This window comes from Streptomyces sp. Ru73 (assembly GCF_002920575.1).
GTDB lineage: Bacteria > Actinomycetota > Actinomycetes > Streptomycetales > Streptomycetaceae > Streptomyces.
Genome location: NZ_PQSQ01000057.1, coordinates 22,909 through 45,224, shown reverse-complemented (window position 1 = coordinate 45,224; position 22,316 = coordinate 22,909). Strand labels below are relative to the sequence as shown.

Sequence of the window (22,316 nt, the reverse complement as noted above, 5' to 3'; positions counted from 1 at the left end):
CCGCCGGCCGCTACAGCTCCACCACCTCGATGCCCTCCGGGATGCCGGCCGGGCGGGGGAGGCGGCTCCCGATGAGGAGGGTCTCCAGGCGGGGGAAGGCGGCCAGCCAGTCCATCGGGACGCCCAGGTCGTAGGAGAGCCACAGCCGGGTCAGCGGCTCGGCGACGATGCCCTCGATGAGCTGGTCGGGCGTGAACCGCCCGGCGATCTGGAGGTGCGGCCGGCCGCCCAGCCGGCGCAGCGCGTGCAGCTCCTCCAGGTCGGAGACGGGGAAGTACAGCTCGGCGTCGTCGAGATGGGCGATGATCTCGCGGGCGTACCGCTCGGTGTCGTACTTCCGCCAGGCGCTCGCCAGCTGCGCCCGTACGTCCAGGTGCGGCCGCTCCCGCAGCCCCGTGAGGTAGTCGATCGCCATGTCGTCGCCGATGGAGGTGGCGGTGAGCGCCAGCAGGTACGCCTCGTTGTTGTCGGCCGTGGCCGGGTCCGGCAGCATCTCCAGGACGATCGGCCCGATCCAGCCCAGCGCGCGGGCCGCGGCCGGCGTCGTCGGCCGCATCATGTCGCGAGTGAAGCGCTGGACACGTGCCCGGACCTCCGGATCCAGCTCGGTGGCGTGCTCCAGGCAGGCGGCGGCCAGCAGCTTGCGGTGCCGGGCCTCCGCGGCCTTCACGCCCGGGTGCGGCGCCAGCAGGCCGTTCAGCACCTGGGCGCACTCGTCGGGCCGGGCGAGCGCGACGGCCATCCGGATGACGTCCTCCCACTCGGTGTGGTGTGCGTGGTCCAGCAGCAGGGGGAAGTCGTGCTGCTGCACGGTGGCCCGCGCTGCCAGGTAGTCCTGGAACGTGCGGTGCACGAAGTCCACCGTGCCCGGCGTCGTCTCGCGCAGCAGCCCGGTGCGGTTCAGCAGGTGCCGGTAGACGTCCTCGGCGTCGCCCTGGCGCGCCGCGTCGGGGATGGCGGGCAGATGCCGCGCGAGGGTGCCGACGGCGACGTCCCGGTCCATCTCGGACCGCCCGTTGACCAGCATCCAGTGCGCCAGCCGCTGAAGCAGCTGGATCTTCGGCTGCCGGGGCAGGTCGATGGCGTCGGTGGCCACCATCGCCCGTTCCCGGTCCCGCCGCTCCAGCAGCATCGACAGGCCCGCGTCGTACAGCTCCTTGCGGCCGTGCGGGAGGTAGCCGCGGCGGTCGCGGTGGAGCGCGCACAGCAGCCCGCACATCAGCGGATTGGTGGCCAGCCGCCCGAGGTCGCGGGTGATGCGCACGGCGTTCAGCAGCGTGCGTTCGTAGTGCCCGAGGCGGTCCAGGTCGGCGGGGGACTGCTGGGCAGCGGCGCGGTGCCAGCGCTGGATGAACGCCGCGACGTCCTCGCGGCTCATCGGCGCCAGCCGCAGCTCGGTGAAGCCGTCGGCGGACAGCCAGTCCTCGGGCACGGCGGAGGGCCGTGAGGTCACCACCCAGACGTTGCCGGGGTACCGGTCCGCCCACTCCCGCAGCCGCGTCCGCAGCACCTCGCGGTCGTCCTCCGGCGCCTCGTCCACGCCGTCCACGAGGAGCAGCCCCCGGCCCGCCCGCAGCACCCGCTCCGCCCAGCCGGGCGGCTGCGCGTCCGCCGCCGGGTGGGCCATGGCCGCCAGGAAGCCGTCGGGGGTGGGGATGCCGGAGTGCGAGGCGAAGCGGCGTACGGGCAGCAGGAACGGCACCCGGCCGGACAGCTCCCCGCTCAGCGCCGACGGCAGCTCGTCGCGCGCGGTGGCGACCGCGAGCCACTGCAGCAGGGTCGTCTTGCCCGACCCCGCGACGCCGCGTACGAGCGCCTTGTCCAGCCCGGCCAGTGCCTGTTCGGCCGGGACGGGCGGGGCCTGCCGGCCGGCGTCCGGGCGCTCGCCGGCCGCCGGACCGGACCGCTCGGGCTCACCGCGCTCGCACTGGAGGCCCAGGTAGGCCGCGTCCAGCGGCCAGCTGTCCGGCGAGTGCGCGAGGTCGATGCCGAAGATCGTGAGGTGGTCGTGGAGCACGGTGAGGTCCCGCGCGTACCGCGCCTCGAAGGCGGCCTCGGCCGCGGCGGCGTCGTACGGGGGCGCAGCGCCGGTGGCCGGGCCGTCCGTGGCCGGCTCGTCCGGGACGGCCCCTGCGGTGGCCGGGCCGTCCGCTGCGGTGCCGTCCCCGCCCGCCGCCAGGTCCGCCAGCCGCCGGGTCTCCTCCGGCAGGGTGCGGGCCACGAAGTCCGAGCGCAGCGTGAAGAAGCGCAGGATGTGCACGGCCACCACGTCGAGCACGGCCCGGTGTAGCGCCCGGCCGCCGGCCGTCAGGCCGTGCTCCGCGTCCGGCGCCGCGGCGCGCATGCGCTGCGCGAAGTCGGCGGGCCGCAGCCGTACGGCCTGCCAGTCGTCCAGCTCCGTGGTGGCGAGCGCGCCGAGCGTACGGGCCAGCGCGCCGGCCACCGGCCGGAACGCCCCCTCGTCGGGCGCCGCCGTGGCCACCAGGCGCCCGGCCAGCCGTTCGAGGCCCTCCTCGGTGAGCGCCGGCTTCTCCCCGCGGAAGGCGACGAGCCGGGCCACCGGCACCGGCCGGTCGTCCGCCACGCCCGCCGCAGGGTCCTCCTCCGCGCTCACGAACAGCGTTCTGACGAGCGGCCCGACGAGGCCGGGGACGAGACGGGCGGCGGCGGTCGTGGGATCCATGCGGTGCTGTCCCCCGGTAACTGGTGGGCGCTCGGGACGCTTTCGGGGCTCAGGGTAGGGGAGCGGGACGGGGTTGTGAGGGGCCGTGACGTCACAGCGGCCGGACGACGTCGAGCGTTTCCAGGTGGGGGAAGTGGCGTGCGACGACGGCCTCGTCGGTGCTCTCTCCCGTGGGGTCGAAGAGCCGCAGCGACGCCAGACCGGGCATCGTGAGTCCGGCCGGGCAGGTGTCGAGGCAGTCGGCGTCCACGCTGAGGTGCCTGAGCGACTCCAGCGCCGCGATCGCCGCCCAGCCCGCGGCGTCCCTCGGGCACGCCCGGGAGTCGAGCAGCAGGGTCCGCAGCTCCGGCCACGCCCGCACGGCGAGCGGCCCGGACCAGTCGTGGGCCGCGGTGCCGCCCAGCCGGAGGCTCTGGAGCGGGGCGTCCTTCGGCAGGTCGTCGGGGCTCCAGGGGATCTTCGGCAGATGGACCATGAGGCTGGTGAGCCCGGACAGTGTGGCAACGGGGCGCAGGTCCCGGAGCCGGGTGAGGTGGAACAGGCCGAGCCACTTCAGAGGCAGGCCGGCGAGCGGCGAGAGGTCGGAGACGCGCGGGGTGTCGTAAAGGGTCAGCTGCGTGAGCCGCGGCGTGTCCCGGAGGAAGCCGAGGCCGTGGATGTCGTTGGCCTCGATGCGGAGGAAGGTGGCACCGGCCTCGTGCGCGTACGTCGCGAGTGCGTCCTGGGTCACCCTGCTCCGGACGTCGATCCGCTCGCGTCCGCCCATCCCGCGCAGCAGCCGCAGGTGTTCGTCGGTGTGGACCGAGTACATCAGCTCGTCCGGGTCCAGGTGCCGGACGATCTCGTCCGCGTACCGCTCCGCGTCGAACCGGTGCCAGGCCCAGACCAGTTGGGAGCGGATCCGGATCGCCCGGTGGTCCCGGAAGCGGGCCAGTACCGGCAGGGCGCGCTCCGACTCCACGTTCGAGGCCGCGACCGTGACCGCCACCGCTTCGTCCTCGCTCAACCCCTCGGGCCCCGGGAGCAGTTCCAGGACCAGTGGCCCCGCGGCCGCCAGTTCCCGGGCCTCCTCCGTGGAGCGGGGCGGCAGCAGCTCCGCCGTGCGTTCCTCAACGGCCGTACGGACCGCCGGGTCCAGCTCCGAGGCGTGCTCCAGGCAGGCCAGGGCCAGCAGCCGGATGCGAATGCGTACCGCGCGCTCGTCCGGGCCGCTCGCGGCGTCCGCGCGGGCCAGCAACTCGCGCAGGATCTCGGCGCGTTCGCGCGGCCGCCCGTGCGCCACCGCCATCCGGATCACGTCCTCCCACTGGGAGTCGTGCGCATGGGCGGTCAGCAGCCCGATGTCCCACTCCTCGACGGCGGCCCGCGCGCCCAGGTAGTCCTGGAAGGTGCGGTGCACGAAGGAGACCGCGCCGGGCGCCGGTTCGCGCAGCAGCCCGCTGCGGAGCAGCAGGTGCCGGAAGACGGCGGCGGCGTCGCCCTGGGCCGCCGCCGCGGGCACGGCGGGCAGCGCGTCCGCGATGATGCGCTCCGCGTGGTCCCGGTCCAGCTCCGTCCGGCCGTTGCGGATGAGCCAGTACGCGAGCCGCTGCAGCAGCTGGATCTGCGGCTCGTCGCTCAGCTCGATGCCGTCCGGGCCGCCCATGTCCCGTTCCCGGTCGCGGCGCGACAGCAGCATCGTCAGCGCCGCGTCGTACAGCTCCTTGCGGCCGTGCGGCAGGTAGCCGCGCCGGTCGCGGTGGAGCGCGCAGACCAGCCCGCACATCAGGGGGTTGGTGGCCAGCCGCCCCAGGTCCTGCTTGGTGCGTACGGCGTGCAGCAGCGACTGCTCGTACGCGGCGAGCCGGTCCTCGTCCGCCGGCGCCTCGACGCGGGCCGCCGCGTGCCACCGGCCGATGAACGCGGCCACGTCGTCCCGGCTCATCGGGGCGAGCGTCAGCTCGGTGAAGCCGTCGGCCGCGAGCCAGTCCTCGCGGACGGCGGAGGGGCGCGAGGTCACCATCCACAGGTTGTGGGGGAACGCGTCGAGGAGGTCGCGCAGCCACCGCCGGGTCCGGTCGCGCTCCCGCTCCGGTATCTCGTCCAGGCCGTCCACGAGGACCAGCCCCCGGCCGCTCGCCAGCACCCGGTGCGCCCAGCCGTCCGGCTGTGCGCCGGACACCGGGCAGCCGACGGCCGCGAGGAAGCGGTCCGGCGTGGGGAGGCCGTCCCCGGCGCGCTGGAGCGTCCGCAGCGGCAGTACGAAGGGGATGCGCCCGTAGAGGTGCGGCAGCGCCGCGGCGCCGGCCGCCGAAGCGCAGGAGACGGCGAGCCACTGGACCAGCGTGCTCTTGCCCGAGCCGGCGACGCCGCGCAGCAGGACGCGGTGGTGCCCGGCGAGCGCCTGGTCGGCGCGGACCGGGGAGGCGGGCGGGTCGGGGAGACCGGGCAGGCCGTCGTACGGGCCGTCGGCGTCCGGCGCCGCCGCCTGCTCCCCGTACGTCGCCTGCAGGCTCAGGTACGCCGCGTCCAGCGGCCACCGGTCCGGCGAATGCGCCAGGTCGATGCCGTAGATCGTGAGCCGGCCGTGCTTCCTGCCGAGGTACGCCAGGTAGTCCCGCTCGAAGGCGGTGTCAGCGGCTCGGGGCGACGGATGGCGGGCCAGGACCTCGTCCATCAGCGCGACGAGCCGGTCGAGGCTGCGGCTCTGCTCGACGAGGGTGCGCGCGACGAACGTGGAGCGCTGGGTGAAGAAGTGCACGATGTGCAGGCAGGCGACGCCGAGCAGGGCGTCGTACAGCTGCTCCGCGTCCTGCGAGAGCGCGCCGGGCGGTGCCGCGCCGGCCTGCTGCCGCAGCTGCCGGGCCAGCTCCGGGGCGCCCAGCCGCACGGCCTGCACGTCGTCCATGGTCAGCTCGCCGAGGGCGTGCAGGGTGCGGGCGAGCGCGTCGGCGACGGCGGCCTCCTCGGCGTCGGCGACGGGCCGCTCCCCGGGGCCCGCGGCCCGCACGGCGCGCGCCACCAGCTCCTCGGCGATCTTCCGCAGGTCCCCCTCGGTGAGCGTGCGCTTCCCGCCCGTGAACGACACCAGGGCCGAGACCCGTACCGGCTTGTCCACCAGCCCCGCGCCCGGTCCCTCCTTCACGAAGAGCTTCTTCACGAGCGGTGCCACGGCGGACGACGCCAGCCTGGTCCCGAGCGCCACTGGGTCCATGCCCGGCCCTCCCCCTCCGCGTATGCCGGCCGAATGCGCTTTTCAGGTTACCCGGATCACAGGCCCTTGGTCCCGAAACGGACATACCAAGGGCCTCGCGCAAAGCGGGTGTATCGGGGGGTTCGGTGACATGCCGCACAGCGGATTCCGGGCCTACTAAAGGCGATAGGAAAGGCGCCGGGCAGTGCTGCGGGACGCCTTTCCCGGGTGGTGTGGGACTTTCGGCAGGGGGGTGGGAAGGACCTGCGGCGGAGAAGTCGAGGATCAAGGGAATGCCTGGTGGCGGCGGAATCCGGGCCGGGAAAGCCGTGCCGGAAGGACGGCCCGGGAGATGTTTTGAAGCGCGCGGGGCGGGTAGCGCAAGGGGCCAATTCCCGCGGCTGTCGGTACGGCGTCGGGTAGTAGAAAGGCTTCTTGGCAGGCCCGCGAGCGGCGGTTACCAAGGAATGGCGATCCCGGTTGGTCCCGGCCGGGCGTCTTTTCTTTCGGAGGTAATTCCCGCATGTCGAAGTTCTCCCTCACCCGGTATTCGAAGAAGCCCGCCCTGCGTACCCGCGCCGCCGTTCTGGTGGCCGGCATGGGCGCCTCCCTCGCGCTGGGTGCCGGTGCTGCTTCGGCGATGGACGGCGGCGCGCTCCAGGCCCTTTCCACGGACGTGGCGAGCACGGTGCACGCGCAGGCCGACGCGCAGAAGAAGGCGGTCGACGCGGAGAAGAAGGCCGCGGCCGACCGTGCCAAGGCCGCCGCCGACCGCCATGAGCGGGCCCAGCGGCAGCTGCAGAAGACCAACGGCTGGGAGAAGCCGGTGGACAAGTACGGCATCGGCGAGAAGTTCGGCCTGGCCGGCAGCCACTGGTCGCACCGCCACAGTGGCCAGGACTTCGTGGTGCCCACGGGTACCGAGGTGAAGGCCGCGCACGAGGGCACCGTCGTGAAGGCGGGCCCGAACGGCGGCGGTGACGGCCCGGCGTACGGCAACGCCATTGTGATCAAGCACGGGCCGCATACGTACACGCAGTACGCGCACCTTTCGAAGATCCAGGTCCAGGTGGGCCAGAAGGTCTCCGCCGGGCAGAAGATCGCCCTTTCCGGCAGCACCGGCAATTCGACCGGCCCGCACCTGCACTTCGAGGTCCGTACCGGCCCGGACTACGGCACCGGTATCGAGCCGGTGAAGTACCTCCGCGGCGAGCACGTGGACGTCTGAGCCGCGGCAGGACACAACTCAATCCCGTGGTGACCCGGCATTCGCCGCGGTGACCAATTCGAGGGCGACCTCGAGGATGGCCGTGCGCTTTTCCTCGGGGTCGCCCTCGACGTTCTGCATGGCGAACATGCCGGCGTGCAGCGACACCAGTGCGGTGATGCAGCGCGCCTGATCCTTCAGCTCGGCCTCCGGCTCCTTGAGCAGGCCGATCATCGTCAGCATCCGTTCCTTGAACGATTCGCCGACGCTGAGGTCGCGGACGGTGGCCTGGTTCTCCTGCATGAAGCGGAAGAGCGGGGCCGCGTCGCGCAGCGCCTCGCTGTAGCGGCGGACGACCTCCTGCTTCGTCTCCAGCGTGCGCGGCCTGCCCGCGGCCCACTCGATCAGCTCGTCGCAGGGCCTGGCCAGGTCCTCGAAGAGGCTGATGACGATGTCTTCCTTGGTCTTGAAGTGGTAGTACAGCGCCGCCTTGGTGACGTCCAGCTGCTCGGCGATCTCGCGCAGTGAGGTCTTCTCGTACCCCTGCTGGGCGAAGAGGTCCAGGGCCACGTCCTGAATGCGCTGCCGGGTGTTCCCCCTGCGCGCGCGTGCTGTGCCCATGGTGCTCTCCTACCTCGTCGGTGCTCCGGTGCCCGCAGGCTATCCCTGGTCAGGCGGGGCCGGGCAAAACTTACTTGACGCCCGGCAAGTACATCCCTTACCTTCCCCCTCGTCACCAAACTTGCCGGGCGGCAAGTAAGTAAGTATCTGGAACGGGGGAGTGATGGCCGCAACCCAGGCCGCCGCACCGACGGACTCCGGCGGCAGACAGCCGGCGAGCGTCCGCGTGGTGCTCTTCGCACTGATGATCGCGATGCTGCTCGCGATGCTCGACAACATGATCGTGGGCACCGCGATGCCGACGATCGTCGGCGAGCTCGGCGGCCTCGACCACCTCTCCTGGGTGGTCACCGCCTACACGCTCGCCACCGCAGCCTCCACGCCCATCTGGGGCAAGCTCGGCGACATGTACGGACGCAAGGGCGTCTTCCTCGCGTCCATCGTGCTGTTCCTGATCGGCTCGGCGCTCTCCGGCATGGCCCAGGACATGGGCCAGCTCATCGCCTTCCGCGCCGTCCAGGGCCTGGGCGCCGGCGGTCTGATGGTCGGCGTCATGGCGATCATCGGCGACCTGGTGCCGCCCCGCGAGCGCGGCAAGTACCAGGGCATGATGGCCGGCGTCATGGCCATCGCCATGATCGGCGGCCCGCTCGTCGGCGGCACGATCACCGACCACCTCGGCTGGCGCTGGAGCTTCTACATCAACCTGCCGCTCGGCGCGGTGGCCCTGGCCATGATCGTGGCCGTGCTGCACCTGCCGAAGAAGCGGACCGAGGCACGCATCGACTACGTGGGCGCCGCGCTGCTCACCGTCGGCATCACCGCGCTCGTCCTGATCACCACCTGGGGCGGTACGGAGTACGACTGGCTGTCGGCGCAGATCGTGGGCCTCGGCGCGCTCGGCGTGGTCTCCCTCGCCGCGTTCGTCCTGGTCGAGCGGAAGGTCAGCGAGCCGGTCCTGCCGCTGCACATCTTCCGCAACGGCAACTTCTCGCTCGTCACCCTGATCGGCTTCCTGGTCGGCTTCGTGATGTTCGGGTCGATGACCTTCCTGCCGCTCTTCCAGCAGACCGTCCAGGGCGCCTCGGCCACCAACTCCGGGCTGCTGCTCCTGCCGATGCTGCTGGCGATGATGGCCGTCTCGCTGGTCGCGGGCCGGATCACCACCAGCAGCGGCCGGTACAAGGTCTTCGTGGTGGGCGGCGGCGCGCTGATCACCGCCGGCCTCTTCCTGCTGTCCCTGATGGACACCGGCACCAGCCGCTTCACCTCGGGCGTCTTCATGGCCGTCCTGGGCGCCGGCATGGGCTTCCTGATGCAGACCACCATGCTGATCGCGCAGAACAGCGTCGAGATGAAGGACATGGGCGTCGGCTCGTCCTCCGCCACGCTCTTCCGGACGATCGGTGGCTCCTTCGGCGTGGCGATCTTCGGCGCGCTCTTCACCCACCAGGTGCAGAACACCATGGCCGAGCGGGTCGGCGCGGCCGGCGGCAAGGCCATGGCGGGCGGCGCGCAGCTCGATCCCGGCGGGCTGGCGAAGCTCCCGGCCCCGCTGAAGGACGCGTACCTGCACGCGGTCGCCGACGGCACCCACCTGGTCTTCCTGTGCGGCGCCGCCATCAGCGTGCTCGGCTTCCTCGCGGCCTGGTTCCTCAAGGAGGTGCCGCTGCGCGGCGGCCCGGCGGCCAAGCCGGCCGCCGAGGCGCAGCAGGACGCCGCCCCGGCCGCGAAGGAAGAGCTGCCGCAGGGCGTCTGACCTGCTACAACGCCATGTACGGCCCCGGCACCGGTCCTCGGTGCCGGGGCCGTTGTCAGTGGCGCGTGCCAGCATCGGAGCGTGGACAGTGCACCCGGCTCCGCGCGCCTCGCCCATCTGCGGCAGCTGCGCCTGGCCAAGGACGCGATGGACCGCGACTGGGCCGAGCCGCTCGACCTGGACGCGGTGGCGGCGCACGCCGGCTACTCCCGCTTCCACTTCGTCCGCGCCTTCAAGGCGGTCTACGGCCTCACGCCCGGCCAGTACCTCAGCCGGCGCCGCATCGAGCGCGCCGAGGAGCTGCTGCGCACGGCCGACCTGTCCGTCACGGAGATCTGCACGCTGGTCGGCTTCGCGAGCCTGGGCACCTTCTCGGCGACCTTCAAGAAGCAGACCGGCCTCTCGCCGAGCGCGTACCGCGACCGGCACGTCGGCCGCGGCACCGCGCTCATACCGGGCTGTTACGCCCTCCTGTGGTCCGGCGGCTTCAAGAGCCTGGAGGACCGCGGCCCGCAGGGCCGGGCCGCGCAGGACCCCGGCCCGCAGGACCGCAATTCCGGAGAAGCGCCGTAGCGGGCGGCCTGCCTACGGTGACGGGGACGGACGGAAAAGCCGGCCGGCCCGCGTGGGAGCGGCCGCGGCCCGCCCGTTCCCACCTCTCTCATCCCACCAGGAGCACATCATGATCAAGGGACTCTCCATCACCACCGTCTGGGTTCTCGACCAGGACCGGGCGAAGGAGTTCTACACCGAGAAGCTGGGCCTGGAGGTCCGCACCGACATGCGGATGGGCGGCGAGGACGGCATGCGCTGGCTGACCGTCGGCGCCAAGGACCAGCCCGACCTGGAGCTGACGCTGATGGTGCCGGGCACGCCGGGCCTGGACCCGGAGTCGGCCGAGGCGTTGAAGAAGCTGGTCAGCAAGGGCGCGCTGGGCGCCGGGGTGCTCCGCACGGACGACATCCACGCGGAGTACGCCGCGCTGAAGGCCAAGGGCGTGGAGTTCCTCCAGGAGCCGCAGGAGCGTCCGTACGGCACGGAGGCGATCTTCCGCGACGACTCCGGCAACTGGTTCTCCCTGACCCAGCCCAGCGAGCGGCTCGACATGGACAAGAGCTGGGGCGACTGCGTGGAGGGCTGAGGGGGCCGGTCCGGGGACGGAGCGCGCCGCGGGGGTTGCCCCCTCGCGCGAGGGGAGTGGACTGGTGACGGCGGCCCGCACGGGGCCGCCGGATCCGGGCGCCGCGGGCGCCCACAGGGGGATCGGACACGCCATGAAGAGCAAGAGGGAACGGGTACGGACACCGGACAGGGCGGTGTCGAACGCCGTGGCGGCCGTGCTGCTCACGCTGGTCACCATGGCGATGGCGACCTGGCGGGTCGGAGTGGCGGACGCGGGCGCGACGGGGGCGGCGCACACGGCCGGCGTGACGGAGGAGCAGTTCCGCGCGTGGGCGGGCCTGGCGCTGGCCTACGCCGAGGCGTGCGCGCGCCACCTCGCGGAGCCGGCCGGGACCGAGCCGAACGGGCAGTTCTCGGTCGAGGTCGCCGTGGCGGTGAGCGCGCTGCTGACCGTGGCGGTGGGCACGCTGCTGCTCCTCCGCTTCGGCATCCGGATACGCGTCAGGAAGAAGCGGATCGAGCGGTCGTCGTCGAGGCGGTACTGACCGGCCGCCCGGCCCGGTGCGGCGCCGCCCGGACCGGCGCGGGCGTGCGGCCGGCGCGCCCGGCCCGCCCCGTGCCGGCACCCGGCCCCGTCAGTCCTCAGGGCCCGGGAGGCGGATGACCGGGAAGCTGCCGGTGGCGGTGGGGGCGTTCTCGGGGAGCCAGAGGACGGCGACGGCGCCGGTCGTGCCGTCCACAGCGGCCTCCGCGTTGCGGAAGGTCAGCCGGGCGCCGAGCACCCTGGCCTGGCCGGCGGCGATGGTCAGGCCCAGGCCGTGGCCGCGGCCCGAGCGGTCGCTGCTGCCGGTGCGGAAGCGGCTGGGGCCCTCGCGGAGCAGCGCCTCGGGGAAGCCGGGGCCGTGGTCGCGTACGCGGATCACCCGGCCCTCGACCGTGACCTCCACCGGCGGCTTGCCGTGCCGGGAGGCGTTGGCGATGAGGTTGCCGAGGATGCGCTCAAGGCGGCGCGGGTCCGTACTGACCTCCGCGTCCCGCAGCACCTCGATCCTGATGTCGGGGCCCAGCGCACGGACCCGGCGGCGCACGAATTCGCCCAGGTCGACGTCCTGCAGCTCGGCACGCTCCGCGTAACCGTCCAGCCGGGCCACCTCCAGCACGTCCTCGACCAGCGTCCGCATGGCCTGCGCCCGGTCCCGTACCAGTTCCGTGGGGCGGCCGGGCGGCAGCAGCTCGGCCGCGGTGAGCAGTCCCGTGACGGGCGTACGCAGCTCGTGCGCGATGTCGGCGGTCACCCGCCGCTCGGCCTCGATCCGGGTCTGCAGCGCGTCCGACATGGCGTCCATGGCGTGCGCCAGCTCGTCCGTCTCGTCCCGCACCCGGCCGCCGATCTCGTCCCGCACCCGTACGGAGGTGTCGCCCTCGGCGAGCTTGCGGGCCGCGGCCGCCGCTTTCCGCAGCCGCTTGGAGAGCCGCCCGCCGACCAGCACGCCCAGCGCGCAGCCGGCCGCGACCACCGAGATCGACCCGATGAACAGCGCCTGGTCCAGGTCGTCCAGGACGGTGAAGCGGTCGGGGAAGTCGTTGTGCAGGGAGAGCACCCGGCCGTCGTCCAGCGGGGCCGCGGCCCACACCTCCGGCGCTGCCTCGCCGTTGTCCTCCAGGTAGGTCGCGCGCCGGCCCTCGGCGACCTCGGCGCGCAGCGCCTTGGGCAGCTTGGGGTCGTCCAGCTGGGCGCCGAACTGCAGCCGGTTGGTGGTCTCGTAGATCCGCTGGGTGAAGTTCAGCCGCTCGATCTGCACGTCGCGGCTGTTGTCGAGCATGGAGACCCGGGCGGCGTTGTGCACGACGAGGCTCAGCGCGATGGCGACCAGGGCTCCGACGAGCGCGATCGCCGCGCTGAGCTTCCAGCGCAGTCCCGTACGCAGGGCGAGTCCGACCACGCCGCGGTCAGCCTCTCAGCTTGTAGCCGAAGCCGCGGACCGTCTCGATGCGGTCCTGGCCGATCTTGCCGCGCAGCCGCTGCACGTGGACGTCGACGACCCGGGTGTCCCCGCCCCAGCCGTAGTCCCACACCCGCTCCAGCAGCCGGTCGCGGGAGAGGACCGTGCCCGGCGCGTCGGAGAACTCCAGCAGCAGCCGCATCTCGGTCGGCGTCAGCGCGACCGGCTCGCCGGCCCGCCGTACCTCCATGCCCTCGGTGTCCACCTCCAGGTCGCCGAAGCGCAGCAGTCCGTCGTCGGCCGCCGCGCTCTTCTCGACGGCCCCGCCGCGCGCGTCGGGCCCGCTGGCGTGCCCGAACCGGCGCAGCACCGCCCGTATCCGGGCCACCAGCACCGCGCCGTCGAACGGCTTGGTGACGTAGTCGTCGGCGCCCGCCTCCAGGCCGAGCACCACGTCGATGGAGTCGGCGCGCGCGGACAGCATGATCACCGGGACCGTGGACTCGTCCCGGATGCGCCGGCACAGGCTGACCCCGTCCAGGCCCGGCACCATCACGTCCAGCAGCGCGATGTCCGGCCGGCTGGCGCGGAAGGCGTCCAGGCCCGACAGGCCGTCGGGCATCGCCGTCACCCGGAAGCCGTCGCGCTCCAGCGCGAGCTGGGTGGCCTCCCGGATGACGTCGTCGTCCTCGACGAAGAGCACATGGGTCTCGGCCATGCGTGTTCTCAATCCTCCGATGGTGTGGCGCCCGTGTCGGTGCCGTCCCCGGTCTTGCTGTAGTCCGTGTGGTACCGGGCGTACTCCTTGAAGCGGTCCTTCGCCCAGTGGTACGTCATCACATCCTCGCCCGTGGGGCAGCAGACGGCGTCGCCGGTGCCGTAGGTCTGCTTGGTGATCTCCAGCTCGCCCTTGTTGACCCCGGCGTAGACCGGCGGCTGTTCGTTGCTGAAGACGTTCTCGTAGCCCTTGCCGCCCTTGCGGTACACGTACGAGCCGATGCCGACGGAGTCCGCGCAGGTCATCACGTTGATGATGACGTCGGGGGCCTTGTCGCCGGTCAGCGAGGCGTACGTGACGTCGATCGGGTACTCGTCGGCCGTGCACGGCTTGGCGAGGGTCTTCTTCACCTCGGCGCCGACCGCGGGGTCCTTGCGCAGCAGCGCCCGCGCGTCGACCTTCTTGTACGCCACGGACGACGAGGGGGAGGGGGTCGGCGTCGCACTGCGCGGCCTCGCCGGCACCGGCGAGTCGGCCGCCGAGCCCTCGGACCGCACCCCGTCACCGGTCGTCTCGCACCCGGCCAGCAGCAGCGCGATCGCGGCGATGCCCGCGAGGGCCGTGCCGGCCATGCGCCACAAGGTCGCGGGCAGGCGCGAAGAAGCGGCCGGCCGCTTCTTCCCGGCCGGCCCGCCGTCGGCTCCGCCGCCTCTGGTCACACCGCTCCTGCTCACCATGTGCCTGTCACCCGTCGCCGGCCGGCGGGCCGGCCGTGCCGCGGCCGGTCAGGCCGCGCACCGCTCCCGCTCCTGGTCGTCGCGCTCCAGTACGCGCGCGTCGGCCTCGCGGTTCACTAGCTCCTGGCGCAGCCGGGCCAGCGCCCGGTGCAGCGTGCTCTTGACCGTCCCCGTGGACATGCCCAGTGCCGCCGCGGTCTCCTCCGTACTCATCTGCTCCCAGTGTCGCAGGACGACGACGCTGCGCTGCTTGGGAGCCAGCACCGAGAGGATGTCCATGAGCAGGGCGCGGTCGGCGCGCTGCTCGGTGCCGTCGTCCACGCTGGCGTCCGGGAGCTGCTCGGTGGGCACCTCCTCCAGCTTGCGCGCCCGCCACCACTCGGTCCGCGTGTTGATCATGACGCGGCGCAGGTAGGCGTCGGCGAGGGACTTGTCGGCGATGCCGTCCCAGCGCCCGTACGTCCGCACGAGGGCGGTCTGCAGCAGGTCCTGGGCGTCGACCGGGTCGGGCACCAGACGCCGGGCGCTCCGCAGCAGGGCATCCTGCCGGGTGCGCACGTACTCTTCGAAGTCCAGTACCTTGCCGCCGCTGGTCGCCATACCGACGCCTCCGATCCTCTGCTGCGTTCCCCACGTTGTCCGTGCCGGTGGTCGCGGACCGGCCGAACGGGTCGGTGCACGGTCTCTCTGTCCAGCACGAAGAGGACGCTACGGAGGGGGTGTTGCGGCGCAATGTGCGGCTGCCCCACAGCGAGTTCACGGAAATCCGTCGGTTGTGTAACAGCGCCGCGCGGCTCCTCCTCGCGGGGGACGGCGGCGGCCGGGAGGTCCTTCCACAGGGGGAGACGGGTCCGCCCGGCGGCGGGTTCCACCGGACGCGGCATTCGGCGGTACCGGCATATGCCATTGCCCTGTTCTGTGGTCGTATGACGGAGAATCATCCGCTCTGCCCGAAAGGATGCACTTTGTCATGCGCCGCCTCGCCGCCGCCCACAGCCCGCCGACCGGTGAAGCAACCAGGGGCCGGAGGAGACCCGGCCTGCCGGGCCGCCGCGGACGCCGTGCACGGAGCCGGTGGTGCGCGGTCCTCCTCGTGCTCGCGGCCGTACCGACGGCCACCTGCGGGGTGCGGGACGCCGGGAGGACGGACGACGCGCCGGGACTGACCGGGGCACGCGGCGCGGCCGGGCCGCGGTACCCGGTCCGGGTGCTGGCCTTCGCCGCCAACACCGGCTCGGACACGCTCTCCGCGTACGACGCCCGGCTGGCCCGGCCGCTGGGCGCCTCCCCTGTGGGCAACGGCCCGACGGGGGTGGGCGCGGCCCCGAACGGCGACACCGCGTACGTGGCCGACAGCAGGAGCGACACCGTGTCCTTCGTGGACACCGAGACCCGGCGGGTGCGCGCCGCCGTCCGGGTCGGGGACCGGCCCTTCGCCGCGGTGCCCAGCAGGAACGGCGCCCGCGTGCTGACCGCGGACTCCGGCGCGAACACCGTCACCGCGGTCAGCGTGGCGCGCCGCCGGGTCATCGCGAAGGTGCCCGTGGGCCGCATGCCGCACAGCATCGTCACCGTCCCCGGCGGCCGGGCGTACGTCACCGACAACGGCTCCGACACCGTGACGGTCATCAGCCCCGGCCTGCGCGCCGTCGGCGTCATCCGCGTCGGGGACTTCCCCAGCGGGATCAGCGCCACGCCCAGGGGCGACCGGGTCTTCGTCTCCAACACGGGCTCGGGCACCGTCTCGGTGATCAGTACGGCCTCGAACCGGGTGGTCGACGTGCTGCCCGCCGGCGAGGCGCCCGTGGGCAACGCCGTCAGCCCCGACGGCCGCAGCCTGTACGCCGCCGACTCGACGGCCAACGAACTGGTGATCACCGACGTCGGCCGCGGCCGCGTCCGGGCCAAGGTGCCCGTCGGCGTGAACCCGCAGGGCGTGGCCATCACCCCGGACGGACGCCGGGTGTGGGTCACGAACGAGGCGTCCGACACGGTGACTGTCGTCAATCCGGCGGTCCTGCGGGACCGGGCCACCCTGCCCGCCGGCCACCAGCCGGAGGGCATCGCCGTCACACCCCGCTGATCCCCGCTCCGGCCGGGCCGCGTGCCCGGCCGGAGCGGTCAGAACGGATCAGGCCAGACGGATCAGGCCGGGTCAGGTCAGGTCAGCGGGAGCCGGTACAGGCCGTCCGGGAGGGGTTCCACCAGGCCGTCGGCGACCAGGCCGTCCAGGGCGCGGGCCCGCTGGACCGGCTCGTGCCACACCGCGTCCAGCCGCGCCTGCGGGACCGGGGTGACCGCCTCGCGCAGCACGGCCAGCAGCTTGCCCCGCACCTGGCGGTCGGTGCCCGCGTACGTCTGGACGCGGCGCGGCGGGCCCTCGTGCTCGGGGGAGCCGGCCAGCCGCCAGGCGCACTGCGCGGCGATCGGGCAGCGCACGCACTCCGGGCTGCGCGCCGTGCACACCAGCGCGCCCAGCTCCATCGTGGCCGCCGCCCACTTCGCGGCCGTGGCCTCGTCCTCGGGCAGCAGCGCGCGGGCCAGCTTGCGCTCGGCGGCGGTGGTGGCGTTCGGCGGGTACTGGCGGCCGGTGACCGCGCGGGCGAACACGCGCCGGACGTTGGTGTCCAGCACCGCGTGCCGCTGCCCGTACGCGAAGGAGGCCACGGCGGCCGCGGTGTACTCGCCGACGCCGGGCAGCGCCAGCAGCTGGGCGTGCTCGCGCGGCACGTCACCGCCGTGCCGCTCCTTTATCGCCGAGGCGGCGGCGTGCAGCCGCAGCGCGCGCCGGGGGTAGCCGAGCCGGCCCCAGGCGCGTACCGCCTCGCCGGACGGCTCGGCGGCCAGGTCGGCCGGGCGGGGCCAGCGGGCCAGCCACTGTTCGTAGACCGGCAGGACACGGTTGACGGGCGTCTGCTGCAGCATGAACTCGCTGACCATCACGCCCCAGGCACCCGCCTCGGGGCGGCGCCACGGCAGATCGCGGGCGTGCTCGTCGAACCAGTCGTTGACCGGCTCGTGCAGCCGCCGGCCGGCCTTGTCGACGGCGTCGGCGGCCGTGACGGTGCCGGTGGCGGAGGCTGCGGCAGGGGCGGAGGCGGCGGCGGAGTCGGCAGGGCGTGGCGCCGGGGTCCCGGCGGTACGCCCGGTGGGCGTGACGGCCGGGTCGCCGGCGGACTGGGCGGTGGCAGGAGAGGAAGTCATGGCACCGTCGATCCTGACACGGGGCGTCTCGGCGGTGAAACGTGCCGGGCCCGTGCCGCCCGTTGTGCACCTGCACGTGGTACCCGCACTGCTGCAACGGGGCGTGCGCGGCCGCTCTGCCGGAGAGGCGGAAACAGGCGGCGGGCGGGCTCCTGCGCGGCGCGCGGCCGTACGCGGAGCGGCTGCCCGGCCGCGGGTGGCGGCCGGCGCGTCGGTCCGGCGCGCGAGGATGGCCGCATGACCGACAGCACGCCCTCCGGCCTCCCCTGCCCGCCCGGCATCCTGCGGGCCCTCGCCGACCACACGACCATGACCCTCGCCTACACGGACGACGAGGGGCCCCAGGCCTGCGCCGTCCTGTACGCGCTGACCGAGGACACCGAGCCCGCCCTCGTCTTCGTCACCGCCGAGTCCACCCGGCACGGCCGGGCGCTGTCCGCCGCCGGGCCGGCCGCACCGGTCGCGTTCACCGCCCAGCAGGACGGCCAGGACTGGACGGGCCTGACCGGCGTCCAGGGCCGCGGCCGGTGCCGCCGGCTGGAGGGTGCGGAGCGCCGCCGGGCCTGGCGCGCGTACGCCGACCGCTTCCCCTACGTGGCCGTCAGCCCCAAGCTCCGCAGCGCCATGGACCACACCGGCTTCTGGCTGCTCAGCCCCACCTGGCTCCGGCTGATCGACAACGGCCGCGGCTTCGGCCACAAGGAGGAGTGGACCGCCCCCGGCGCGCCGCCCGCGGCCCGGTGAGCAGCCGGCGCGCCCGGAGGAGGGTCACCCCGGGACGAACGGGTACCCAGGGTGCGGCAGCGGAGGAACCGCACGTACGGCTGGAGGCGGCATGGCGAGCGGCCACGCGACGAACGGCAGCCTCGCGCACCGGCTCCTCGCCGACCACCTGGTGGACGGCGAGCTGGTGCCGGGCAGCGAGATCGGCCTGCGCATCGACCAGACCCTGACGCAGGACGCCACGGGCACGCTGGTCATGCAGGAACTGGAGGCCATCGGCCTGGACCGGGTGCGCACCGAGGTGAGCGTGCAGTACGTCGACCACAACATCCTGCAGGCCGACGGACGCAACGCCGAGGACCACGCGTTCCTGCGCTCGGCGGCCCGCCGGTTCGGGCTCTGGTACTCCAAGCCCGGCAACGGCGTGTCGCACCCCGTCCACATGCAGCGGTTCGGCATCCCGGGCCGGTCGCTGGCCGGGTCCGACTCGCACACCTGTGCCGCGGGCGCGCTCGGCATGCTCGCCATCGGGACCGGCGGGCTGGAGGTCGCCCTCGCCATGGCCGGCCGCCCGCTGCGCCTCACCATGCCGGAGATCTGGGGCGTCCGGCTGACCGGCTCCCTGCCGGAGTGGGTGAGCGCCAAGGACGTGGTGCTGGAGATGCTGCGGCGGCACGGCGTGAAGGGCGGCGTGCACCGGATCATCGAGTACCACGGCCCCGGCCTCGACCGCCTGTCCGCGATGGACCGCCATGTGATCGCCAACATGGGCGCCGAACTGGGCGCCACCACCACCGTGTTCCCCGCCGACGAGGCGGTCCGCGACTTCCTGCGCAGCGAGGGCCGCGAGGACGCGTACCGGCCGCTCGCCGCCGACCCGGACGCCCGGTACGACCACGAGGACGAGATCGACCTGAGCGGCCTCGAACCACTGATCGCCCGCCCCACCTCGCCCGGCAACGTCGTCCCGGTCCGCGAGGTCGCCGGAGAACGCGCCGACCAGGCCGTCATCGGCTCCTCCGCCAACCCGGGGCTGCGCGACTACGCCGTCGCCGCGGCGATGGTCAAGGGCCGGCAGACCGCGCCCGGCGTGAGCTTCGACGTGAACCCGACCTCGCGCGAGACCCTGCTCGACCTCACCCGGTCGGGCGCCGTGGCGGAGCTGGTCGCCGCCGGGGCCCGCATCCACCAGGCGGGCTGCCTCGGCTGCATCGGCATGGGCCAGGCGCCCGCCGCGGGCCGCAACTCCCTGCGCACCTTCCCGCGCAACTTCCCCGGCCGCTCCGGCACCGAGGACGACCGGGTCTGGCTCTGCTCCCCGGAGACCGCCACCGCCTCCGCGCTGACCGGCGCCCTCACCGATCCCCGCGCCTGGGCCGCGGAGGCAGGCGCCGCGTACCCCACCGACCTTCCGGCGCTGCGGCGCGAGCCGGTCAACACGGCCATGCTGGAGCCGCCGCTGCCCCCGGAGGAAGCCGCACGCGTCGAACTGGAGCGCGGCCCCGGCATCTCGGCGCTGCCCGCACTCGACCCGCTGCCCGGCACGCTGGCCGGCCCGGTCCTGCTCAAGGCCGGCGACGACGTGTCCACGGACGAGATCTCCCCAGCGGGTGCCCGGGCGCTGCCGTACCGGTCCGACATCCCGCGGCTCGCCGACTTCACGTTCACGCGCCTCGACCCGGAGTACCCGCGGCGCGCCGCGGAGCACCGGGACAGCGCCGGACGGGACGGGCAGGGCGGCGGACACCTCGTCGTGGCCGGTGACAACTACGGCCAGGGCTCCTCCCGTGAGCACGCCGCGCTGACCCCGCGCTACCTGGGCCTGCGCGCCGTCCTCGCCAAGTCCTACGCCCGCATCCACTGGCAGAACCTGGCCAACTTCGGCGTACTGCCACTGGAGTTCGAGGACCCGGCCGACTACGACAGGATCCGGCAGGGCGACGAACTCCGCCTGGAGAACCTGCACGCGGCGCTCGCACCGGACGCCGAACCGGCCCTCACGGCGGTCAACGTCACCCGCGACGAGCGGTACCGGCTGCGCCACCGGCTGCCCGCCGGCCGCCGCGACGCTGTACGGGCGGGCGGGGTCATCCCCGCGCTCGCGGCAGAGGAGGCCGGCCGCTGAAGACCCGCCCCGGCGCCCGAACTTCCCGGGTTGACCAGGAAGAACCAGGCAGATGATGGGAAAAGTAGGGGCCCCGTCGGCGGGTACTGGCTGGCATCGGCCCTGATCTCTCGTACAGTTTCCGCGTGGGATCTCTGCGCAATCCGATCGGGCCGCTTCCCTCGTCCATCTACTGGCGACGGAGGGCGGTCGCGCTCGCGATCCTGGCGCTCCTCGTCCTGCTGGTGGTGTGGGCCGTGAACCTGGGCAACACCAGCGGTGACGGCAGCGCCAACGGCAAGGGCTCGGCCGGCGGTCCCGCCACGTCGATCACCCCGGGGCCCAACGCCACCGACTCCGGCATCAGCCAGAAGCCGGGCGGCCGCGACGAGTCGGGCGACGGCGGCGGCGCCGGCGGCTCCGGCACGGGCTCCGGCGGTGCCGGGAGCGGCGGTTCGGGCGGTGCAGGCGGTGCCGGTGGCGGCACGGGCGGCGGCACGCCCATCGGCGAGGGCGGCTCGGGCTCCGGCGCGGGCGCCGGCAGCGGCGGCGGCGTCCTCGTCCCCGGCGGCTCCGCGCTCGCCAACTGCCAGGGCTCCGGTGTGGAGTTGAAGCTGCGCAGCGTGAAGAACTCCTACGGCCCCGACGACCGGCCGAAGTTCGAGGTGACCGTCAGGAACACCTCGGACCAGGACTGCAAGGTCGACCTGGGCCGGAAGGCCGCCGTGCTGACGATCAGTCACACCGACAGCGACGACCACCTCTACGCCTCTGACGACTGCCCGCCGGACACCGGCGCCGCGCTCCTGAAGGTCCCCGCCGGGTCGGCCATCACCCGGACCGTCGAGTGGGACCGCAAGCCCAGCGGGCCGCACTGCGCGACCCCCGCCGGGAAGTCCGCGAAGGCCGGCACCTACCTCGCCGAGATCACCGTCGACGGCCTCGCCTCGGACAGCACGTCGTTCGTCCTGGCCAAGGACTGAGAACCGCCGTACCGAGACCGAGACCCGCCGTACGGGCCCCGGTCGTACGGCCGCGGGGCCGCTCGACGAGGTACGAACGGCTCGCACGCCGCACGCCGCACGCCGCACGCCGCACGCCGCACGCCGCACGCCGCACGTCGCACGCCGCACCTCGGCGTGCGAACGGCTCAGACGTAGCGTTCGAGGATCGAGGACTCGGCGAGGCGGCTGAGGCCCTCGCGGACCGAACGGGCGCGGGCCTCGCCGACGCCGTCCACCGTCTGCAGGTCGTCGACGCTGGCGGCCAGCAGCTTCTGCAGACCGCCGAAGTGGTCCACGAGCCGGTCGATGACCGCGCCGGGCAGCCGCGGGACCTTGGCGAGCAGCCGGAAGCCGCGCGGCGAGACCGCGGAGTCCAGGGTCTCGGGGGAGCCGCTGTACCCGAGGGCGCGCGCCACGATGGGGAGTTCGAGCAGCTCGGTGTGGGACAGCGCGTCCAGTTCGGCGAGCGCCTCGGAAACCGTACGGGACCGCTTGGCCGTCGGCTCGGGGACGTAGTCGCGCACCACCAGCTCGCGCTCCGGCTCGACGCCCGCGATCAGCTCGTCCAGCTGCAGGGAGAGCAGCCGGCCGTCCGTGCCCAGCTCGACGACGTACTCGGCGATCTCGGTGGCGATCCGGCGGACCATCTCCAGGCGCTGCGCCACGGCGGTCACGTCCCGGACCGTCACCAGGTCCTCGATCTCCAGCGCGGAGAGCGTGCCGGCCACCTCGTCCAGCCGGAGCTTGTACCGCTCCAGGGTCGCGAGCGCCTGGTTGGCGCGGGAGAGGATCGCGGCCGACTCCTCCAGCACCCGGCGCTCGCCGTCCACGTAGAGCGCGATCAGCCGCATGGACTGGCTGACCGAGACGACCGGGAAACCGGCCTGGATCGACACCCGCTGTGCCGTGCGGTGCCGGGTGCCGGTCTCCTCGGTCGCGATGGAGGCGTCCGGGACCAGCTGGACGCCGGCCCGCAGGATCTTGGTGATGTCCTTGTCGAGCACCAGCGCGCCGTCGAGCTTGCACAGCTCACGCAGCCGGGTGGCGGTGAACTCCACGTCGAGGACGAAACCGCCGGTGCACATCGACTCGACCGTCTTGTCGAAGCCGAGGACGATGAGACCGCCGGTGTTGCCGCGGAGGATGCGCTCCAGTCCGTCCCGCAGTGCCGTGCCCGGCGCGACCGCGCTGAGCGACGCGCGCATCAGACTGTCACCGCCGGAGCTACCGCCGGACCTTCCGGGGGACGACGCCCGGTCGTTGGCTGCCACTGCACTCCTCCGTCGCAAGGTCTGTCGGTGCCGCAGCCCGCCCGGAGC

Annotated in this window: 18 protein-coding genes; 9 read left to right on the top strand and 9 right to left on the bottom strand. The window is 73.6% G+C overall.

The features are described 5' to 3' along the window. Positions 1-10 precede the first annotated feature (10 nt). A complete protein-coding gene (locus tag C3486_RS23020; RefSeq protein ID WP_103834656.1) occupies positions 11-2,683 on the bottom strand; it encodes an NACHT domain-containing NTPase in 2,673 nt (890 codons plus the stop codon). Positions 2,684-2,774: 91 nt separating this feature from the next. Next, complete coding sequence (locus C3486_RS23015) at positions 2,775-5,876, bottom strand: NACHT domain-containing NTPase (protein ID WP_103834655.1); 3,102 nt, start codon at positions 5,874-5,876, stop codon at positions 2,775-2,777. A 502-nt stretch (positions 5,877-6,378) separates the two neighbouring features. Between C3486_RS23015 and C3486_RS23010 the strand changes: the two genes are divergently transcribed. Beyond that, positions 6,379-7,083 (top strand): M23 family metallopeptidase, encoded by a 705-nt coding sequence (locus tag C3486_RS23010; protein ID WP_103834654.1) that lies wholly within the window; start codon positions 6,379-6,381, stop codon positions 7,081-7,083. An 18-nt stretch (positions 7,084-7,101) separates the two neighbouring features. On the opposite strand, the gene C3486_RS23005 is transcribed toward C3486_RS23010, so the two are convergent. Continuing rightward, positions 7,102-7,683: a TetR/AcrR family transcriptional regulator gene (locus tag C3486_RS23005; RefSeq protein ID WP_103834653.1), complete on the bottom strand. Its 582-nt coding sequence runs from the start codon at positions 7,681-7,683 to the stop codon at positions 7,102-7,104. A gap of 163 nt (positions 7,684-7,846) precedes the next feature. Here C3486_RS23005 and C3486_RS23000 point away from each other — a divergent pair, with 163 nt between their 5' ends. The 4 genes from C3486_RS23000 (at position 7,847) to C3486_RS22985 (ending at position 11,109) form a co-directional block, all read left to right on the top strand. Next, on the top strand, positions 7,847-9,442 hold the full coding sequence (locus C3486_RS23000; protein WP_103834652.1) for an MDR family MFS transporter: 1,596 nt from the start codon (positions 7,847-7,849) through the stop codon (positions 9,440-9,442). Between the two features lie 147 nt (positions 9,443-9,589). After that, entirely contained in the window at positions 9,590-10,015 is a 426-nt protein-coding gene (locus C3486_RS22995; protein WP_103834665.1) for a helix-turn-helix transcriptional regulator, read from the top strand. 109 nt (positions 10,016-10,124) lie between these two features. After that, a complete protein-coding gene (locus C3486_RS22990; protein WP_103834651.1) occupies positions 10,125-10,583 on the top strand; it encodes a VOC family protein in 459 nt (152 codons plus the stop codon). Between the two features lie 133 nt (positions 10,584-10,716). Continuing rightward, a complete protein-coding gene (locus C3486_RS22985; protein WP_146075041.1) occupies positions 10,717-11,109 on the top strand; it encodes a hypothetical protein in 393 nt (130 codons plus the stop codon). Positions 11,110-11,199: 90 nt separating this feature from the next. Here the strand turns inward: C3486_RS22985 and cseC are convergent, their stop codons facing one another. The 4 genes from cseC to C3486_RS22965 form a co-directional block, all read right to left on the bottom strand. Continuing rightward, positions 11,200-12,507 (bottom strand): two-component system sensor histidine kinase CseC, encoded by a 1,308-nt coding sequence (gene cseC / locus C3486_RS22980; protein WP_103834649.1) that lies wholly within the window; start codon positions 12,505-12,507, stop codon positions 11,200-11,202. 7 nt (positions 12,508-12,514) lie between these two features. Then, on the bottom strand, positions 12,515-13,225 hold the full coding sequence (gene cseB, locus C3486_RS22975; RefSeq protein ID WP_103834648.1) for a two-component system response regulator CseB: 711 nt from the start codon (positions 13,223-13,225) through the stop codon (positions 12,515-12,517). 8 nt (positions 13,226-13,233) lie between these two features. Beyond that, positions 13,234-13,857, bottom strand: a complete 624-nt coding sequence (locus tag C3486_RS22970; protein WP_258052952.1) for a hypothetical protein — start codon at positions 13,855-13,857, stop codon at positions 13,234-13,236. Positions 13,858-14,010: 153 nt separating this feature from the next. Then, positions 14,011-14,562, bottom strand: coding sequence for a SigE family RNA polymerase sigma factor (locus tag C3486_RS22965; RefSeq protein ID WP_030260466.1), 552 nt, complete (start codon positions 14,560-14,562; stop codon positions 14,011-14,013). Positions 14,563-15,055: 493 nt separating this feature from the next. On the opposite strand from C3486_RS22965, the gene C3486_RS22960 reads away from it, so the two are divergent. Then, positions 15,056-16,045: a beta-propeller fold lactonase family protein gene (locus tag C3486_RS22960; protein ID WP_258052951.1), complete on the top strand. Its 990-nt coding sequence runs from the start codon at positions 15,056-15,058 to the stop codon at positions 16,043-16,045. A gap of 77 nt (positions 16,046-16,122) precedes the next feature. On the opposite strand, the gene C3486_RS22955 is transcribed toward C3486_RS22960, so the two are convergent. Further along, entirely contained in the window at positions 16,123-17,166 is a 1,044-nt protein-coding gene (locus C3486_RS22955; protein ID WP_258052950.1) for an A/G-specific adenine glycosylase, read from the bottom strand. Between the two features lie 237 nt (positions 17,167-17,403). Here C3486_RS22955 and C3486_RS22950 point away from each other — a divergent pair, with 237 nt between their 5' ends. The 3 genes from C3486_RS22950 (at position 17,404) to C3486_RS22940 (ending at position 20,976) form a co-directional block, all read left to right on the top strand. After that, a complete protein-coding gene (locus C3486_RS22950; protein ID WP_103834646.1) occupies positions 17,404-17,910 on the top strand; it encodes a pyridoxamine 5'-phosphate oxidase family protein in 507 nt (168 codons plus the stop codon). Between the two features lie 91 nt (positions 17,911-18,001). Continuing rightward, positions 18,002-20,014, top strand: a complete 2,013-nt coding sequence (locus C3486_RS22945; RefSeq protein ID WP_103834645.1) for an aconitate hydratase — start codon at positions 18,002-18,004, stop codon at positions 20,012-20,014. 125 nt (positions 20,015-20,139) lie between these two features. Further along, on the top strand, positions 20,140-20,976 hold the full coding sequence (locus C3486_RS22940) for a hypothetical protein (RefSeq protein WP_103834644.1): 837 nt from the start codon (positions 20,140-20,142) through the stop codon (positions 20,974-20,976). A gap of 167 nt (positions 20,977-21,143) precedes the next feature. Here C3486_RS22940 and disA read toward each other — a convergent pair whose 3' ends face one another. Further along, positions 21,144-22,268, bottom strand: a complete 1,125-nt coding sequence (gene disA, locus C3486_RS22930) for a DNA integrity scanning diadenylate cyclase DisA (protein WP_103834642.1) — start codon at positions 22,266-22,268, stop codon at positions 21,144-21,146. Positions 22,269-22,316: the final 48 nt, after the last annotated feature.

Bases quoted from the DNA above. Each gene is read 5' to 3' on its own strand.
- C3486_RS23005 (WP_103834653.1), bottom strand. From the start codon at position 7,683: ATGGGCACAGCACGCGCGCGCAGGGGGAACACCCGGCAGCGCATTCAG.
- C3486_RS22990 (WP_103834651.1), top strand. From the start codon at position 10,125: ATGATCAAGGGACTCTCCATCACCACCGTCTGGGTTCTCGACCAGGAC.
- C3486_RS22955 (WP_258052950.1), bottom strand. From the start codon at position 17,166: ATGACTTCCTCTCCTGCCACCGCCCAGTCCGCCGGCGACCCGGCCGTC.
- C3486_RS22970 (WP_258052952.1), bottom strand. From the start codon at position 13,857: ATGGCCGGCACGGCCCTCGCGGGCATCGCCGCGATCGCGCTGCTGCTG.
- C3486_RS23020 (WP_103834656.1), bottom strand. From the start codon at position 2,683: ATGGATCCCACGACCGCCGCCGCCCGTCTCGTCCCCGGCCTCGTCGGG.
- C3486_RS22995 (WP_103834665.1), top strand. From the start codon at position 9,590: ATGGACCGCGACTGGGCCGAGCCGCTCGACCTGGACGCGGTGGCGGCG.
- C3486_RS23010 (WP_103834654.1), top strand. From the start codon at position 6,379: ATGTCGAAGTTCTCCCTCACCCGGTATTCGAAGAAGCCCGCCCTGCGT.
- C3486_RS22965 (WP_030260466.1), bottom strand. From the start codon at position 14,562: ATGGCGACCAGCGGCGGCAAGGTACTGGACTTCGAAGAGTACGTGCGC.
- C3486_RS22945 (WP_103834645.1), top strand. From the start codon at position 18,002: ATGGCGAGCGGCCACGCGACGAACGGCAGCCTCGCGCACCGGCTCCTC.
- C3486_RS22985 (WP_146075041.1), top strand. From the start codon at position 10,717: ATGAAGAGCAAGAGGGAACGGGTACGGACACCGGACAGGGCGGTGTCG.
- C3486_RS23000 (WP_103834652.1), top strand. From the start codon at position 7,847: ATGGCCGCAACCCAGGCCGCCGCACCGACGGACTCCGGCGGCAGACAG.
- cseB (WP_103834648.1), bottom strand. From the start codon at position 13,225: ATGGCCGAGACCCATGTGCTCTTCGTCGAGGACGACGACGTCATCCGG.
- C3486_RS22950 (WP_103834646.1), top strand. From the start codon at position 17,404: ATGACCGACAGCACGCCCTCCGGCCTCCCCTGCCCGCCCGGCATCCTG.
- C3486_RS23015 (WP_103834655.1), bottom strand. From the start codon at position 5,876: ATGGACCCAGTGGCGCTCGGGACCAGGCTGGCGTCGTCCGCCGTGGCA.